This is a genomic window from Rhodococcus gannanensis (genome assembly GCF_042681175.1).
In the GTDB taxonomy this organism is placed as follows: Bacteria; Actinomycetota; Actinomycetes; order Mycobacteriales; family Mycobacteriaceae; genus Rhodococcus_G; species Rhodococcus_G gannanensis.
The window spans coordinates 428,644-444,250 of record NZ_JBHUFB010000010.1 but is presented as its reverse complement, the minus strand read 5'-3'; the positions used below and the strand labels follow the sequence as shown (position 1 = coordinate 444,250).

At 68.5% G+C, this 15,607-nt stretch carries 15 protein-coding genes and 1 tRNA gene; 5 read left to right on the top strand and 11 right to left on the bottom strand.

The features are described 5' to 3' along the window. Positions 1-37: 37 nt before the first annotated feature. The 5 genes from ACFSJG_RS13055 to aceE form a co-directional block, all read right to left on the bottom strand. Entirely contained in the window at positions 38-1,279 is a 1,242-nt protein-coding gene (locus ACFSJG_RS13055; RefSeq protein ID WP_378485639.1) for a KasA/KasB family beta-ketoacyl-ACP synthase, read from the bottom strand. 8 nt (positions 1,280-1,287) lie between these two features. Beyond that, complete coding sequence (gene acpM / locus ACFSJG_RS13050) at positions 1,288-1,569, bottom strand: meromycolate extension acyl carrier protein AcpM (protein WP_007535194.1); 282 nt, start codon at positions 1,567-1,569, stop codon at positions 1,288-1,290. A gap of 117 nt (positions 1,570-1,686) precedes the next feature. After that, on the bottom strand, positions 1,687-2,604 hold the full coding sequence (locus ACFSJG_RS13045) for an ACP S-malonyltransferase (protein WP_378485638.1): 918 nt from the start codon (positions 2,602-2,604) through the stop codon (positions 1,687-1,689). Between the two features lie 128 nt (positions 2,605-2,732). Further along, positions 2,733-4,091, bottom strand: coding sequence for a PucR family transcriptional regulator (locus tag ACFSJG_RS13040; protein WP_378485637.1), 1,359 nt, complete (start codon positions 4,089-4,091; stop codon positions 2,733-2,735). Between the two features lie 122 nt (positions 4,092-4,213). Continuing rightward, a complete protein-coding gene (aceE, locus tag ACFSJG_RS13035) occupies positions 4,214-7,033 on the bottom strand; it encodes a pyruvate dehydrogenase (acetyl-transferring), homodimeric type (protein ID WP_378485636.1) in 2,820 nt (939 codons plus the stop codon). Positions 7,034-7,341: 308 nt separating this feature from the next. Here aceE and ACFSJG_RS13030 point away from each other — a divergent pair, with 308 nt between their 5' ends. The 3 genes from ACFSJG_RS13030 (at position 7,342) to ACFSJG_RS13020 (ending at position 8,390) form a co-directional block, all read left to right on the top strand. Then, positions 7,342-7,764 carry a DUF3052 domain-containing protein gene (locus tag ACFSJG_RS13030; RefSeq protein WP_378485635.1) on the top strand — a complete coding sequence of 141 codons (423 nt, stop codon included), beginning with the start codon at positions 7,342-7,344 and terminating at the stop codon, positions 7,762-7,764. A gap of 48 nt (positions 7,765-7,812) precedes the next feature. Next, complete coding sequence (locus ACFSJG_RS13025; protein WP_378485634.1) at positions 7,813-8,277, top strand: peroxiredoxin; 465 nt, start codon at positions 7,813-7,815, stop codon at positions 8,275-8,277. A gap of 41 nt (positions 8,278-8,318) precedes the next feature. Continuing rightward, positions 8,319-8,390, top strand: a tRNA-Val gene (locus ACFSJG_RS13020). Positions 8,391-8,436: 46 nt separating this feature from the next. Here ACFSJG_RS13020 and ACFSJG_RS13015 read toward each other — a convergent pair. From ACFSJG_RS13015 to ACFSJG_RS13005, 3 genes are all read right to left on the bottom strand, one after another. Beyond that, entirely contained in the window at positions 8,437-9,252 is an 816-nt protein-coding gene (locus ACFSJG_RS13015) for a biosynthetic peptidoglycan transglycosylase (RefSeq protein WP_378485633.1), read from the bottom strand. 592 nt (positions 9,253-9,844) lie between these two features. After that, the gene (locus ACFSJG_RS13010; RefSeq protein ID WP_378485632.1) at positions 9,845-10,321 is read right to left on the bottom strand and encodes an SRPBCC domain-containing protein; all 477 of its coding nucleotides are present in this window, start codon (positions 10,319-10,321) and stop codon (positions 9,845-9,847) included. Positions 10,322-10,406: 85 nt separating this feature from the next. After that, positions 10,407-11,360, bottom strand: coding sequence for a GlxA family transcriptional regulator (locus tag ACFSJG_RS13005; protein WP_378485631.1), 954 nt, complete (start codon positions 11,358-11,360; stop codon positions 10,407-10,409). A 72-nt stretch (positions 11,361-11,432) separates the two neighbouring features. Between ACFSJG_RS13005 and ACFSJG_RS13000 the strand changes: the two genes are divergently transcribed. Further along, positions 11,433-12,737 (top strand): MFS transporter, encoded by a 1,305-nt coding sequence (locus ACFSJG_RS13000; RefSeq protein WP_378485630.1) that lies wholly within the window; start codon positions 11,433-11,435, stop codon positions 12,735-12,737. 6 nt (positions 12,738-12,743) lie between these two features. On the opposite strand, the gene ACFSJG_RS12995 is transcribed toward ACFSJG_RS13000, so the two are convergent. Together ACFSJG_RS12995 and ACFSJG_RS12990 are read right to left on the bottom strand one after the other, a co-directional pair. Continuing rightward, a complete protein-coding gene (locus tag ACFSJG_RS12995; RefSeq protein ID WP_378485629.1) occupies positions 12,744-13,325 on the bottom strand; it encodes a CueP family metal-binding protein in 582 nt (193 codons plus the stop codon). A gap of 421 nt (positions 13,326-13,746) precedes the next feature. Then, positions 13,747-14,559 carry an alpha/beta hydrolase gene (locus ACFSJG_RS12990; protein WP_378485628.1) on the bottom strand — a complete coding sequence of 271 codons (813 nt, stop codon included), beginning with the start codon at positions 14,557-14,559 and terminating at the stop codon, positions 13,747-13,749. A 61-nt stretch (positions 14,560-14,620) separates the two neighbouring features. On the opposite strand from ACFSJG_RS12990, the gene ACFSJG_RS12985 reads away from it, so the two are divergent. Continuing rightward, the gene (locus ACFSJG_RS12985; RefSeq protein WP_378485627.1) at positions 14,621-15,118 is read left to right on the top strand and encodes an acyltransferase; all 498 of its coding nucleotides are present in this window, start codon (positions 14,621-14,623) and stop codon (positions 15,116-15,118) included. Positions 15,119-15,146: 28 nt separating this feature from the next. On the opposite strand, the gene ACFSJG_RS12980 is transcribed toward ACFSJG_RS12985, so the two are convergent. Then, on the bottom strand, positions 15,147-15,590 hold the full coding sequence (locus ACFSJG_RS12980) for a type II toxin-antitoxin system Phd/YefM family antitoxin (RefSeq protein ID WP_378485626.1): 444 nt from the start codon (positions 15,588-15,590) through the stop codon (positions 15,147-15,149). Between the last annotated feature and the right edge of the window lie 17 nt (positions 15,591-15,607).

Sequence of the window (15,607 nt, the reverse complement as noted above, 5' to 3'; positions counted from 1 at the left end):
TGCCGAGCCCCTCACCGTCGAACGTCGAGCCGATCCGTCAGGCGCGGCCGAAGGCGAGCGCAACGTTGTGCCCACCGAATCCGAACGAGTTGTTGAGTGCGAAGTCGATCTGACCGTTGCGGGCCTCGCCCGCGACGACGTCGAGATCGATTTCTGGATCCTGATTCTCGAGATTGAGCGTGGGGGGAATGACCCCGTCACGCACACTCAGGACCGTGAGCACTGCCTCGAGCGCACCGACGGCGCCGATCGAGTGCCCGAGTGCGGACTTCGGTGCGTACACCGCGGTGTGATTGCCGACGGCAGCGTTGATTGCCTTCGCCTCCGCGATGTCACCGATCGGGGTGGCGGTCGCGTGGGCGTTGACGAACGAGATGTCCGACTTCGACAGCCCGGCGGACTGGATGGCCCGGGTCATCGCCCGCGCCGCTCCGGTGCCCTCGGGGTGCGGTGCCACGATGTGGTAGCCGTCCGAGGTGATGCCCGCACCCAGCAGTCGTGCGTGGATGGTGGCACCGCGAGCCTTCGCGTGCTCCTCGGTCTCGAGGACCATCATCGCGCCGGCCTCGCCGAAGACGAAGCCGTCACGATCCTTGTCGAACGGGCGCGACGCACCCGCGGGATCGTCGTTGCGCGTGCTCAGCGCCCTCATCATCGCGAAGCTGGCCGTTGCGACGGCATCGAGTTGCCCCTCGACACCACCGGCCACCACGATGTCGGCGTCGCCGAGGGCGATCATCCGGTACGCGTGCGCAATGGCCTCGGACCCCGACGAACAGGCGGACACCGGTGTGATGACGCCGGCACGAGCGCCGAGTTCGAGTCCGACGGTGGCCGACGGACCGTTCGGCATGACCATCTGAACAGCGAACGGGGACACCTTGCGGTACCCGCCGGTGTTCAGCTTGTCCACCGCGTCGATGAGGGCTTCGCCGCCACCGAGTCCGGTGCCGATCACGACGCCGAGGCGATCCTTGTCCACCTCCGGGCTGCCCGCGGACTGCCAGACCGCCCGGCTGAGGGTAAGCGCCACACGCTCGGCGAACGCCATCCGGCGAACCTCGACGCGGGAAAGGCCCTCGTCGGGGCTCACCTTGAGGCGACCGCCGATACGCACGGGGAGGTCGTACTCGTCGACGAATCCGTCGAGCGTGCCGATCCCGCTCTCACCGGCGAGCAGCGACTTCCACGTGGCATCCACGTCACCCGCGAGCGATGTCGTGGCAGCGAGGCTGGTGACGACGACGTTGGGCAACGTGCGGGGAGAGGTGGAGGACACGTCGGGGCTCACTCGCCGTCGGTGGAGCCGGTCTGGATGCCCTCGGCCTCGAGCTTCTGGATGTAGGCGACGGCGTCACCGACGGTGCGCAGGCTGGCGAGATCCTCGTCCGGGATCTTGACGCCGTACTTGTCCTCGGTCTGGACGGCGATCTCGACCATGGACAGCGAGTCGATGTCGAGGTCGTCGACGAAGGACTTCTCGATGGTCACCTCGGACGGCTCGATACCGGTGACCTCCTCGATGATCTCCGCGAGACCGGCGATGATGTCTTCCTGGTTGTGCGCCACGGGGTGGCTCCCTTCATTGGTGTGTTTATTTTCGGGTCCTGCGTTCGGCCGATATCTCTACCGGCCGAGTGATGCAAGCATTGGTGTACTTCGAGCACGGCATGGGGCCGTGACGAGTCAGGCCGGCTGTGCGAGCTGCGCGAGCGCGTCCAGGTCGGCGGGGGTCTTCAGGGCGAGCGTGGGGGTGCCCTTCATCTCGCGCTTGGCGATACCCACCAGCGTTCCGGCGGGCGGCAGCTCGACGACCGCGGACGCCTCGACGTCACGGAGGTAGGCGCTGCACAGATCCCACCGCACGGGGCGGGTGACCTGAGCCGCGAGCTTCGCGAGGGCATCGGCGCCCGAGATGACCGGCTGCCCGTCCGCGTTGGACAGCAGCGTCTGGGTCGGGTCGTTCGGCACGATCCTCGAGGCCGCTTCCGTCACAGCGTCCTGGGCCGGGCCCATGAACCGGGTGTGGAATGCGCCGGCGACGGGCAGTGCACGCACCCGCGCCTTCTCCGGCGGGTTCGCCGCGAGCTCGTCGAGCTGCGTCAGCAGTCCGGCCGCGACGATCTGCCCGGCGGCGTTGCGGTTGGCCGGCTCGAGGTCGAGTTCGGCCAGTCGGGCGAGGACGGCCTCCTCGTCGCCACCGAGGACCGCGGACATGCCAGTCGGCTCGAGGGCGCACGCCTTCGCCATCTCCGATCCGCGGATCGCGGCGAGTGTGACGGCGTCGTCGGCGGTGATGACGCCGGCGATCGCGGCCGCGGCGAGTTCGCCGACGGAGTGGCCGGCTGCGATGAACTCCGCGGGGAGTTCGCCGCGGCGCTCGAGCTCCTCGAACGCGAGGAGCGCGGACGCCACGACCAGAGGCTGGGTCACCGCGGTGTCGGTGATCTCCTCTGCGGTGGCGGTGGTGCCGAGGCGGACGAGATCGAGTCCAGCCGCCTTCGACCAGATCGCAAGGCGATCAGCGGTGCCCGGCAACTCCAGCCAAGGGCTGAGCATGCCGGGGCTTTGGGACCCCTGACCCGGGGCGAGCATCGCAATCACAGGAATAAGGGAACACTGAGAGGGCGGTTCTGCGGGGTGTTGTTGACGATGAACCTTCGACAAGTGTTTTAGAGGGTTCCAACAAAACTCCTAGTCGGCGGCCGCCATCGTTGTTGGCCTTTGTGCCGTTACAGCCGGTTCCCCTGACTTGTTACAGATGTTACTGCTGTGACTGAATGGAATGGTTCGTGATGGTTTCGAGTCAGTCTTCCCACTGTTGCCGCAATACGGAGTACGTAGGCGTCCCTGGGGTTGGTGGGATCCCTGCCGGTCACCTCCGCGATTTTCTTCAGGCGATATCTCACAGTATTTGGATGGACGAACAGTTGCCGTGCGCAGGTCTCGACCGCGGCGCCGCAGTCGAGGTAGGCGTCCAGGGTGTCCGACAGAGCCGAGCCGGAATCCTCCAGCGGTCGCACCAGCTGGTCGTAGAGGGCGTCGAGGGCGGCCCGATCGCCGAGCAGCGCCCGCTCGGGCAGTAGTTCGGCCGCGTGCACGGGTCGGGGGGCACCCCGCCAGCCCGGCACGGCGTCCATGCCTGCCAGCGCCTCCACCGCGCTGAAGTGCGCCGCGCCGAGCGTCCCCGTCGTCGGGCCGATCACGACGGGCCCCGGTGAGAACGCCGCGAGCAGGTCGCCCAGGAACGGTCTGTTCTCGGCAGTCGGCCGCATGTCGCCGCTCACCACGGTGACCAGGCGCGACCCCTGCACGACCGCGAGTGCGGCGCGACCGTGGCGCCCGGCGACGGTGTGCACGGTGCCGACCACGGACACACCCTGGTCGGGGGGCGGTGTACCGACGAGGACGGTCGCCGGGGCGTTCGCGTCCCAGTTCAGGGTTGCCGCCCGCGAGAGCATGTCCGGGCCGGTGTCCCCGCGCACCACCGCGTCGACCACGAGCGCCTCGAGGCGTGTGTCCCACGCACCCCGGGACTCCGCGGCGCTGGCGTACACCGACGCCGCGGTGAAGCCCAGTTCACGGCCGTACCGCAACACCGCCTCGGTCAGCGCGACCAGTTGCTGCTCGTTGCGGGCGAGCGCGGGAAGCCACTGTTCGAAGAACTCCATCGCGACACGCACCATGTCGACCGTCTGGCGGAGGGTCAACCGCCGGGCCAGGTCCTGCGGAATCACCTGGAAGGCGTCGAGGCTGAACCGCATGTCGCTGTCCGCGGGGTTCTGCAGCCAGTCCAGGAAGTTGACGATCGCGGTCTGTACCAGCAGTTGCACGCTGGCCCGCTGATCGGCGTCGAGGTCGTCGAAGAACGGCAGCTGCGTCTGCATCGACGAGACCGCCTCGGTGGACAGTCGGCCCGAGAATTGCTTGACCCGGCGCAGCAGCGCGTCGGGCAGCGGATCGCGCTGTACGCGCCGCCGCGCGAATGGTGGCGGCGCGATCGGTGCCCGTGCGGGCGTCGGTTCCGCGGCCTCGGAGCCGTCACGCGGGTCGGTCGGCTCGGCGTGTGGGGCCGCGTCCTGATCACCCATGACACCGAAACCTACGCCACCGGGTCCCGGAGATGTGCGACACACGGTGGCCGGGCACCGACTGTTACAACGGCGGCGCCCCGCCACCGTGACCGGTGGCGGGGCGCTCGTGGGCTGTCGGATCAGGCGCTGCCGGGATCCTTCATCGACGTCGGCGCGGCGAGCACGTCGTCGATGCGGTACTGCTTGGCCGCGGCGGCAGGGGTGTTGTGCTCGACCTTCCCGGCGCGGGCGAGGCCGGCGAGCGCCGCCACCGCGATCGACTCGGCGTCGACGTTGAAGTAGCGGCGGGCGGCCGTGCGGGTGTCGGAGAAGCCGAACCCGTCGGTGCCGAGGGTGGTGTAGTCGCCGGGCACCCACTGCCGGATCTGGTCCGGTACCGCGCGCATCCAGTCGGAGGCGGCCACGAACGGGCCCTCGGCGTCGGCGAGCACGGAGGCGACGTACGGCACCGGTGCCGGCTGGTCCGGATTGCGCAGGGCCTCGCGGTCGCACTCGATGCCCTCGCGGCGCAGCTCGCCCCACGACGTCACCGACCACACGTCCGCGGCGACACCCCAGTCGTCGGCGAGCAGCTGTGCGGCGCGCAGGCCCTCCGGCATTCCGACGCCGGACACGAGGATCTGGGCGCGCGGTCCCGTTCCCTCTGCTCGCTGGTACAGGTAGATGCCGTTGAGGAGGCCGTCGACGTCCAGGTCCTCGGGCTCTGCCGGTTGCACGTACGGCTCGTTGTAGATCGTCAGGTAGTAGAAGACGTTCTCGCCGCCGAATCCGGGGACTCCCGGGGTGCCGCCGAACATGCGGCGGATGCCGTCCCGGACGATGTGCGCGATCTCGTAGGAGAAGGCGGGGTCGTAGGTGACGGCCGCGGGGTTGGTCGACGCGAGCAGCAGCGAGTGGCCGTCGGCGTGCTGCAGGCCCTCACCGGTGAGGGTCGTGCGGCCGGCGGTGGCGCCGAGGACGAATCCGCGGGTCATCTGGTCGGCGGCCGCCCAGAAGCCGTCGCCGGTCCGCTGGAAGCCGAACATCGAATAGAAGATGTACAGCGGGATCATCGGCTCGCCGTGGGTGGCGTAGGAGGTGCCGACCGCCGTGAACGACGATGTCGATCCGGCCTCGTTGATGCCCTCGTGCAGGATCTGGCCGACGCTCGATTCCTTGTAGGCGAGCATCAGCTCCGCGTCGACGGACGTGTAGAGCTGTCCGTTGCGGTTGTAGATCTTCAGCGACGGGAACCACGAGTCCATACCGAAGGTGCGGGCCTCGTCCGGGATGATCGGCACGATGCGGTGACCGATCTCCTTGTCCCGCAACAGTTCCTTGATGACACGCACCAGCGCCATCGTCGTCGCCACCTCCTGCTTGCCGGATCCCTTGCGGATCGGGTCGAGGGCGGAGATGTCCGGCACCGGCAGCGGGGCGGCGTCGGTGTTCCGGGACGGCAGGAACCCGCCGAGCGCCTTGCGGCGGTCGAGCATGTACCGGATCTCCGGGGCGTCCGGGCCGGGGTGGTAGTACGGCGGCAGGTACGGGTCCTTCTCCAACTCGGCGTCGGAGATCGGGATGCGCTGCAGGTCGCGGAACGCCTTGAGGTCGTCGAGCGTCAGCTTCTTCATCTGGTGGGTCGCGTTGCGGCCCTCGAAGTGCTTGCCGAGGGTGTAGCCCTTGATGGTGTGGGCCAGGATCACCGTCGGCTGGCCCTTGTGCGCCATCGCCGCCGCATACGCCGCGTGGATCTTGCGGTAGTCGTGACCGCCGCGCTTGAGGTTCCAGATCTCCTGGTCGGAGAGGTCCTTGACGAGTTCCTTGGTGCGCGGGTCGCGGCCGAAGAAGTGTTCGCGGACGTAGCCGCCGTCGTTGGCCTTGTACGTCTGGTAGTCGCCGTCGGGGGTGACGTTCATGAGGTTGACCAGGGCGCCGTCCTTGTCGGCGTGCAGCAGCGAATCCCATTCGCGGCCCCAGACGACCTTGATGACGTTCCAGCCGGCGCCGCGGAAGAAGGACTCGAGTTCCTGGATGATCTTGCCGTTGCCGCGGACGGGCCCGTCGAGGCGCTGCAGGTTGCAGTTCACGACGAAGGTGAGGTTGTCGAGCCCCTCGGTGGCGGCGACGTGCGCCAGACCGCGCGATTCGGGTTCGTCCATCTCGCCGTCGCCGAGGAACGCCCACACGTGTTGCTGCGAGGTGTCCTTGAGGCCGCGGTCGTGCAGGTAGTGGTTGAATCGGGCCTGGTAGATGGCGTTCATCGGGCCCAGGCCCATGGACACCGTGGGGAACTCCCAGAACTCGGGCAGGAGCCGCGGGTGCGGGTACGACGGGAGGCCGCCGCCTGCGTCGGCGTGGCTGGCCTCCTGACGGAAACCGTCCATCTGCGAGGCCGGGATGCGGCCCTCGAGGAAGGCGCGGGCGTAGATGCCGGGGGAGGCGTGGCCCTGGATGAAGATGTGGTCGCCGCCGCCGGGGTGGTCCTTGCCGCGGAAGAAGTGGTTGAACCCGACCTCGTAGAGCGCGGCCGACGACGCGTAGGTGGAGATGTGACCGCCGACGCCGACGCCGGGGCGCTGCGCCCGGTGCACCATGATGGCCGCGTTCCAGCGGATCCAGGCGCGGTAGCGGCGCTCGACCTCCTCGTCGCCGGGGAACCACGGCTCGTTCTCGGTCGGAATGGTGTTGACGAAATCGGTGGACGTCAGTGCGGGGATGGCGACGCGGTTCTCGCCTGCGCGCTCGAGCAGTCGCAGCATCAGGTATCTGGCGCGCGCGGGCCCCGACCGTTCGAGCAGGTCGTCGAAGCTCTCGATCCATTCACCGGTTTCGTCCGGATCGATGTCGGGGAGATACGACGCGACGCCCTCTCGGATGACGCGGACCCGGCCGTCGGAACCGGGTGTGGGACCGGGTGTTGCTGGAGATACCGGGTCCTGGATCTGCTCGGACAACATTTGCTCCTCATCGCGGTGGGCGCTCGGTGTGGCGCCCGTTCCATTCCGGTTCGCCAACTGTGACGGCGTCCCGGTTCGTTCATGATGGTGACCTGTGTCCAATCCTGCCAAACCCGGTCGCCGGTTGCGCGTGGGAGTCTCGATCGCCGGGCGTCTGACCACCGGAAGCCGCGAATCGGGACATTAGTTGGGGCAAATCGGCGCGGCCCGCTTGCGCGAGCGGCCCTGAGCATGTTCGCTTTCACTACCGATCAACACCGATCGGGAAGCTGGAGGTTCAGCTGTTCGACTTAGAGGAGGACACCACCGTGGTCGCCGCGGCCGACGCTCAGAGTTACATCCAGAAGCTGGGCATCACCGAAGACATGGCTGTGCAGGAACTGGGTTGGGACGAGGACACCGACGACGACCTGCGGTCCGCGGTGGAAGACGTCATCGGCGGGGAGATGCTCGACGAGGACTCCGACGAGGTGATCGACGTCGTCCTGCTGTGGTGGCGGGACGGTGACGGCGATCTGGTGGATGCGCTCATGGACGCGATCGGTCCGCTCGCCGACGAGGGATTCGTCTGGGTGTTGACCCCGAAGACCGGGCAATCCGGGCACGTCGAGCCGAGCGAGATCGCCGAGTCGGCGCCGACCGCAGGGCTGACGCAGACCTCCGCCGCCAATCTGGGATCCTGGTCGGGAAGCCGCCTGGTGCAGCCGAAGGCACGTCCCGCCAAGCGCTGACGGACGCGGTAGCACCGGCTTCACCACCCGAGATTCGAGGAGTTCGTCATGCCGTTGGCCGTCGGTACCGTCGCGCCCGATTTCACGCTCAAGGACCAGAACAACCAGGAAGTGACGCTTTCCGACTACCGCGGAAAGAAGAACGTCCTCGTCGTGTTCTACCCGTTGGCGTTCACCGGAACGTGCCAGGGCGAGCTGTGCAAGGTACGTGACACGCTCCCGACCTTCGAGAACGACGACACCGCTGTCGTCGCCATCTCCGTCGGGCCCCCGCCGACCCACAAGATCTGGGCCGCGGAACAGGGGTACACGTTCCCGCTGCTGTCCGACTTCTGGCCCCACGGCGCGGTCTCGCAGGCGTATGACGTCTTCAACGAGAAGGCCGGGTTCCCGAACCGCGGAACCTTCGTCGTCGACAAGGAGGGCGTCATCCGGTTCGCCGAGATGAACGGCCCCGGAGAGGCCCGTGACCAGGGGGCTTGGGAGAAAGCGCTCGCCGCGCTAGATTCCTGAGTGCAACTCGGCGTGCGGTCCGGCACCGCGCGCCGGGTTTCGGGCGTGTAGCTCAGTGGTAGAGCTCTGGTTTTACACACCAGCGGTCGCAGGTTCGATACCTGTCGCGCCCACCCGAGAATCCCGCACCCCCACGGTGCGGGATTCTGCGTCTTCCGCTCAACCGGGGTACTGGTCGCTCCACCAGGCTCCTTCGGATGCCAGTCGATTCGCGACGGACTCGGGCATGGTCGAGCAGCTGTCGGGGTCGTCGAGCGGGTTGTTGTCGCTCGCGGAGTCGAGGATGCCGACCGTTTCCACGGTGCCCTCCCACCCGCCCATCTCCTCGACCCGCTGCGGCACCTTCGTGCGCGCCCGCGTCACGGTGCTGGCGACGACCCACTGGCCGTCGCTGGTGATGTCCACGCCGCCCCCGGGGGCTCGCTTCGCGTCCTCGCCGAGGGGTAGCAGACCCGCCAGAGTCGCTGCGTCCGCGCCGTTTCCGTCCCAGGGCGGGCGGTTGAAGTAGTACCAGCTCGCGGCGCAGATGCCGTACAGGTTCGGTCCGAACTGCGCGTAGTTCAGGTACAGCTCGAGCTGCCTGCGATCCCCGATCAGGTTGAACGGCCATGCCAGTACCGCCTCGACACCCTTGCGGACGGCTTTGGTGACGACCCACTCGCCCCGGAACAGGAAGATGTTCTTCACGAGTTGCTGCGGGATCGTCGATCCCGAGTTGTCCTCGCCGGTACCGAGATAATTCGTCGTGCGATCGACGAACTCGCCCAGGTGGTACGGACCCGTGCGGGTGCCGAGCTTCGCGTCCTCGTGGACGATGACCGCGGCGACGTAGTGCCTGCTGATGTAGTCGAGGGAGACGTCCTGGAAGACGGTCGGGCCGTCGGCCTCGTCGGTCAGCATGAACAGCGTCCGGGGCGGTGTCGCGACGCGGTACACGATCGGCATCAGGACGCAGAGGGCGAGGAACGCGGCCATCCCGCGCAGCCCCCAGCCGATCGAGGACCGGCGGAGTCGATCCCAGTCCGGTTTCCCGGGCGGAGGCGGTGGCGGTGTGCCCGGACGGACCTCGTCCGGGGGAAAGACAGGCGGCGAGCCGGGGGGAGTGGTGACGACCGAGGACGGTGGTGGCGATGACGGCCACATCGGTGGGCGCCGGCGTTCGACCCGGGGTCCAGGCGTCCCGCTGCCCGGTCGAGGTGGCGTCGGTTGCGGTCCAGGCCATCGTTGTGGTGGTTCGCCCTGCGGGACCGGCGGGGTCGGCAGGGGGTTCCGGCTGTCGCCTGGACGTATTCTCATGACTCCTCGGGTGGCGGTGGTGCGGGGCATCCGAATCTGGCGGATCGCCGTGACGACGATGGTAGCCGCGGTCGAACCGTCCGATTCTCACGCGGCCGCTGCCTGCGACAGCGCCGGTCTCCGCGTTCGTCGCGCGAGCGAGAAGTGCTCGCGCGCGGTCGATACGGAGTGATGTCTGTCGTGGAGCCGACGGCCTCGGCGCAGCCTGAGGCCGGCGAATCCGCCCCCGCGTGGTTGCGAACCCCCGGCACCGTGCGTGCGCCGGGCTACCTCACTTGTAGAAGCCGTCGCGCAGGTTGATCCCGTGCTCGACCCACACCTTGAGCGCGGCGAGCATTCCGGTCCATCCCATGCAGTTGCCGAAGGCGTTCTTCGCGCCTTCTTCGGTCGGCTGCCACGACGACTCCGTGATCGAGACGCGGGTGCGGGTGTCGTCGTCCACGGGTTCGAACTCGAACGTCGTCGTGGTGGTGCCGGTCGCTGACGTCGTTGCGGACCCGTCCCATTCGACGACGATGCGGCGCGGTGGGTCGGCGTCGACGACCGTGACCGGGAAGGCGCCGGGGAAGTCGTGGAAATCCCAGGTGACGTCGGAACCTGGTTCGAGGCGGCCGCGCGCACCGCCGGTGGTGAAGTACTTCGACAGTTGCTCCGGGTCGGCGACTGCTTCGTAGACCTGTGCGCGTGGTCGGGCGACGTGACCGGAGACGCTGAACGTCAATTCGGTGAGCGGGCTGTCATCTGCCATGGGTCAAGAATTCACGATGGATGCTGCGGTGGCCAGGGCCTGTGCGCACTTCTGGTAGCTCCAGCTACCAGAAGTGCGCACAGGCCTAGCCGCGGAAGGTCTTGCGGTAGGCGGACGGCGACACCCCGAGCTGTGCGGCCATGTGCTGGCGCAGGGACGTCGCGGTTCCGAAACCGGCGTCGGAGGCGACGGCGTCGACGGACCGGTCGGTGGTCTCGAGCAGTCGCCGGGCGTGGTCGACCCGCTGTGTGATCAGCCACTGCGTCGGGGTGGTGCCGGTCTCGTCGGCGAAGCGGCGGGTGAAGGTGCGCACGCTCATGTTGGCGTGCCCGGCGAGCCGGGTCAGGGTGAGCGGTTCGTGCAGGTTGGCCGCGGCCCAGTCCCGCGTCGCTGCAGTCGAATCCGCGGACCGGGCGGGAAGCGGCCGGTCGATGAACTGGGCCTGTCCGCCGTCCCGCCATGCCGGGATCACCGACCGTTTCGCGACACGGGTCGCCACCTCGGCGCCATGGTCGCGGCGCACGATGTGCAGGCAGAGGTCGAGCCCGGCAGCGACACCGGCCGAGGTGAGGACGTCCCCCTCGTCGACGTAGAGCACGTTCGGGTCCACCTGCACCTGCGGATAGGCGGCCTGGAAGTGGTCGGCGTGCCACCAGTGGGTGGTCGCCCGCCGTCCGTCCAGCAGTCCCGCCGCTGCCAGGACGTACGACGCGATACAGATCGAGACGTACCGGCTTCCGGGTCGAACGTGGTCCAGCGCCGCCGCGATCGGCGCGGGGAGCGTTCCTTCGTAGGCGCTGCCCAGATCGTGCGACGCGGGAATCACCACGGTGTCCGCGGTCGCAAGCAGTTCCGGTCCGTGGTCCACGGCGACCGTGAAATCGGCGTCCGTCCGCACCGGGGCACCGTCGGCGGTGCAGGTGAGCACCTCGTACAGGAGATCGCCTGAAGGGCCTTTCGCGGCTCCGAACACGCGTGCGGGGATGCCGAGCTCGAACGGGATCACCCCGTCCAGCGCCAGGACCACCACGCGATGCATGGCTGGATTCTTTCACATATTGGCATTCAGGCCAATGGTTCGTCCGGGTCACGATCGAGCAGACTGATCGCCGTGACCTCCGAACTCGCGCCCGACCGGCCCACCGCGACGGGTGGTCGCTTCCGCCTGCACCCCGCCTGGCTCGTCGCCGCCGTCGCCTTCCTCGCCCTCGTCGGCGCCGCGGGATTCCGGGCGGCGCCGTCGATCCTCATCGACCCGCTGCACGCCGAGTTCGGATGGTCGCGGGCCGCGATCGCGTCGGCGGTGTCCGTCAACCTCGTCCTGTACGGGCTGACGGCACCGTTCGCAGCCGCGCTCATGGAACGGTTCGGGCTGCGGCGGGTGGTGTCGTTCGCCCTGCTGCTCGTCGCGGCAGGCAGCGGACTGACAGTGTTCATGACCGAGCAGTGGCAACTCGTGCTGCTGTGGGGTGTGCTCGTCGGCCTCGGCACGGGCTCGATGGCACTCGCCTTCGTCGCGACCGTCGTCGACCGCTGGTTCGTCGCCCGGCGCGGACTCGTCACCGGCGTCCTCACCGCGGGCGGTGCGGCCGGACAGTTGGTGTTCCTTCCCGTGCTCGCGATGATCTCCGAGCGGTACTCGTGGCAGGTGGTGGCACTGACCGTCGCGTTCGCGGCACTCGCCGTCGTCCCCCTGGTCGTGCTGTTCCTGCGCGACCGCCCGAGCGAAGTCGGGTTGCAGCCGTACGGAGCGCCGGACGGGTACGCGGCGCCCACGCCCGTCATCGCCGGTCGAGGTGGCGCCGTCGGGCGCGCACTCTCGGTTCTCGGATCGGCCGCACGGACCCGCGTCTTCTGGCTGCTCGCAGGCACGTTCGCGATCTGCGGCGCCAGCACCAACGGGCTCGTCGGAACGCACTTCGTACCCGCCGCCCACGACCACGGGATGCCGACCACCGCGGCCGCGAGCCTGCTCGCCGTCATCGGCATCTTCGACGTGGTGGGCACGATCGCTTCCGGCTGGTTCACCGACCGATTCGATCCGCGAATCCTGCTGGGCGTCTACTACCTGTTGCGCGGGGTGTCCCTCGCGTTCCTGCCCATCCTGTTCGCCGACAGTGTGCACCCGCCCATGATCGCGTTCGTGATCTTCTACGGGCTGGACTGGGTCGCCACGGTGCCGCCGACGATAGCGCTGTGCCGCACGCACTTCGGTGCGGATTCGCCGATCGTGTTCGGCTGGGTCTTCGCATCACACCAGATCGGCGCCGGGATCGTCGCCTTCCTCGCCGGGCTGGTACGGGACGAGCTCGGCGGGTACGACGCCGCGTTCTTCGTCGCCGGGGGACTGTGCGCGATCGCGGCGGTGATGGCGCTGGCCGTGTCCCGCACCGTCCGAGAGCCGGCGGTGCGGTGAGGTGGTCTAGACGAGATCGACCGTCGTGATGCAGGTCGGGTCGTCCGGACCCGTGCCGACCGTCGTCCGGCCGGTGCGTCCGGCGTACTCGACCACCACGTCGGCCTCGATGTCTCGCGGGAGCCAGAGGCCGACGAAACCGTTGTCGTAGGTGCGGGTCGTCGAGTCCGCCAGGACGGCCCCGTCGGCGCGGTTGGTCGCCAGCACCCGGACGGGCTCGTCGCGGAGCTCGCCGAGGCACGTGGTGAGGCTGTGGAAGTAGCACTCGTGCGTAGTGCCCACGTAGGGGGCGATGGACAGGTAGAACTCGTCGACGGGAAGAGGGACGGCCGTTTCCGGGCCCTCGTCGTCGGATACGAGCACGGCGTCGGGTCGGACCGACGCGATCAACCCGTCCGGACGATCCGCGACGGGCATCGTGTCGAGTCGTTCGATCAGCGCCCGGCCGTCGAGGCCGTTCAGCCCGTTCGCGGAGAGTGCGTCCGGTGCAGGCGGGACCGGATCGGCCGAGCATGCCGTCAGGGACAGTGCGCCGACGGAGAGGGCGGCCGCGAGCAGGTACTTCGAGCGCATCGGGAAACGTGCCATGACCACACGGTATCCGGCGTGTCCGCTTTGCCGGTTTCGGGGTGGGGTGGATGAGGATGGAGAGACGTGGATCACGTCTGACCTGCGGAAAGTGCGGGATGTCACAGGCGGAGTTCACGTTGCATTCACCGTGGGATGCGGTCGGGTCACTACCGTGATGTGAAGGGCGGTTCGCTGGCGTTGGAGAAGCCCGAGGGCGCCACGAACGCCCGCCTGCAATCGTCCGACATCTGCCCACGGAGGTGCCCATGACGCTCCTCGCAGTGCTGACGCTGATCTTCGCGCCCGTGTGCGTGATCGCCGCCTACGCCACCGTGTGCGCCGTGTACCTGCTGGAGTTGCGCCGCAACGAGCGAGAGCAGGCAGCCGCGCAGGTTCCCACCCGCCCGACACCGGACATCTCATTGCGGTCGCGGCGCCGTCAGCCCTTCTCGGGTCCGAGGTCGTGGCGCTCCAGGAAGTCCAGTGCGAGGTCCGCCACCTCGCGCCAGCCGTCGTCGCCGGCCAGTGAGTGGCCGCGATCGGGCAACACCGCGTACTCGGTGGCGCCAGTGTTGCGTCGCTGAATGTTGTACTCCGACTTCACGATCGACTCGGGAACCATCCGGTCCTGACCGCCCGCCACGATCAGCAGTGGACCCCGTGCCGTCCGTGTGTCGATCTTCGCGGGGCTGCCGAATGCGACATTGGCGAGCGCCGCCTGGAACAGGGGTCGCGCAGGGGCCGGGATCGAGTGGGCGTCGAACAACCGGTCCGACTCCTCGCGCGAGATCGCGTTCGCGAAGCTGCGGTGGAACGACTCCGGGGTGTGCGTCCACGTCTTGTTCCGTAACAGCGGATTCCGCAGGATCGGCATGACGCTGCGCACCTGGTCGAGGGGGAGTCGCAGGACGCCCTTGAACTGGGCGGGGGCGATCGCCACCGCACCGCGCACCCCGCCGTCGCCGAGCAGCTTCTGCGCGATCAGGCCACCGAAGGAATGGCCGACGACGATCGGCTGCGAGGGCAGGGCGTCGATCACGGTCCGGTAGTGGCGCGTCACCTCGGCGATGCCGACTCCGCCCAGCCGGTCGGGATTCTCGCGTGTCGCGACCGCCGAGTCGCCGTCGCCGGGCCACCCCGGCGTGATCGGCACGTAGCCACGTGCGGCGAACAGTTCGGTCCACGGCTGCCAACTGCTCGAGTGCATCCACAGCCCGTGCACGAACACCACGGGGATCGGGTCGGACTCCATGGACGCTCCTCGGCTCGACGTTTCGTCCAGCGTAGAACGGCGACGCCGTTATCGTGACGCGGTGCGTTTCATCACGATCGTCCAGGCGTCCCCGTTCGTCCCGGTGTGGTTGCGGATTCTGCTGCTGCTCGCTGCCGGAGCGCGTGTCTGGGGTGCGGGCATCTACTCCGGATGTCACTTCGGCGGCAAGGACATTCGGATGGGGCTCGGCACCTTCGTCAATCGGGGTGTGCTGTTCGACGGGACCGCGCCGATCACCCTGGGCACCCAGGTCGCGGTCGGACACGGGGCCAGGTTCATCACCAGCACTCACGAGATCGGCCCCGAGGACGGACGGGGTGGACGGGTCCGCAACCTGCCGATCACCATCGGTGACGGGTGCTGGATCGGCGCGGGAGCGATCGTGCTGCCCGGAGTCACCGTCGGCCCGGGTTGCATCGTCGGGGCTGGTGCCGTCGTCACCCGTGATTGTGAACCCAACGGTCTCTACGCGGGCAACCCCGCCCGGCGGGTGCGGGACCTGCCGGTTGGTGCCGCACGATCCGGACTGCCCGGCTGAGAGCGGGCTCGTTCCGGCCGAGCAGTCGTCACGCCGAATTCTTCTTCTTTCGCTTCGCCCGCTTCTTCTTGCGGGCCTTGGCCTTGGAGCCGCGACGACATGTGGCGGTCGCCGACGACGGATCCGCATCGGCGGACCGATCCGGCGCAGGCGGAACGAGGGTGCGGGCCAGCTCGCGGCGCAAGCTGTCCATCAGCTCGGGGGAGCGGAGCAGGAACGTGGCCTCCTGAAGGGCCGTGTAGTGGGCGAGAGAGACGAGCACCGCGCTGTCCGTCTTGCCCGTGATCTCGACCGCGACGGTGCCGGTGTTGACCTCGTGGACGAGGGACGCCAAGCGCTTGCCCGCGGACTTCACCGTGGTCGCTGCCACCGCTGTCGACTCCCATCCCCTGCTGATCGTGTCGTCGGGCATCTTCGCATCGCCCGTGCCGGTTGCGGCCACGGACACGACGGGCGGCCGAATCGAGAGCACACGGGATTGATAGAACT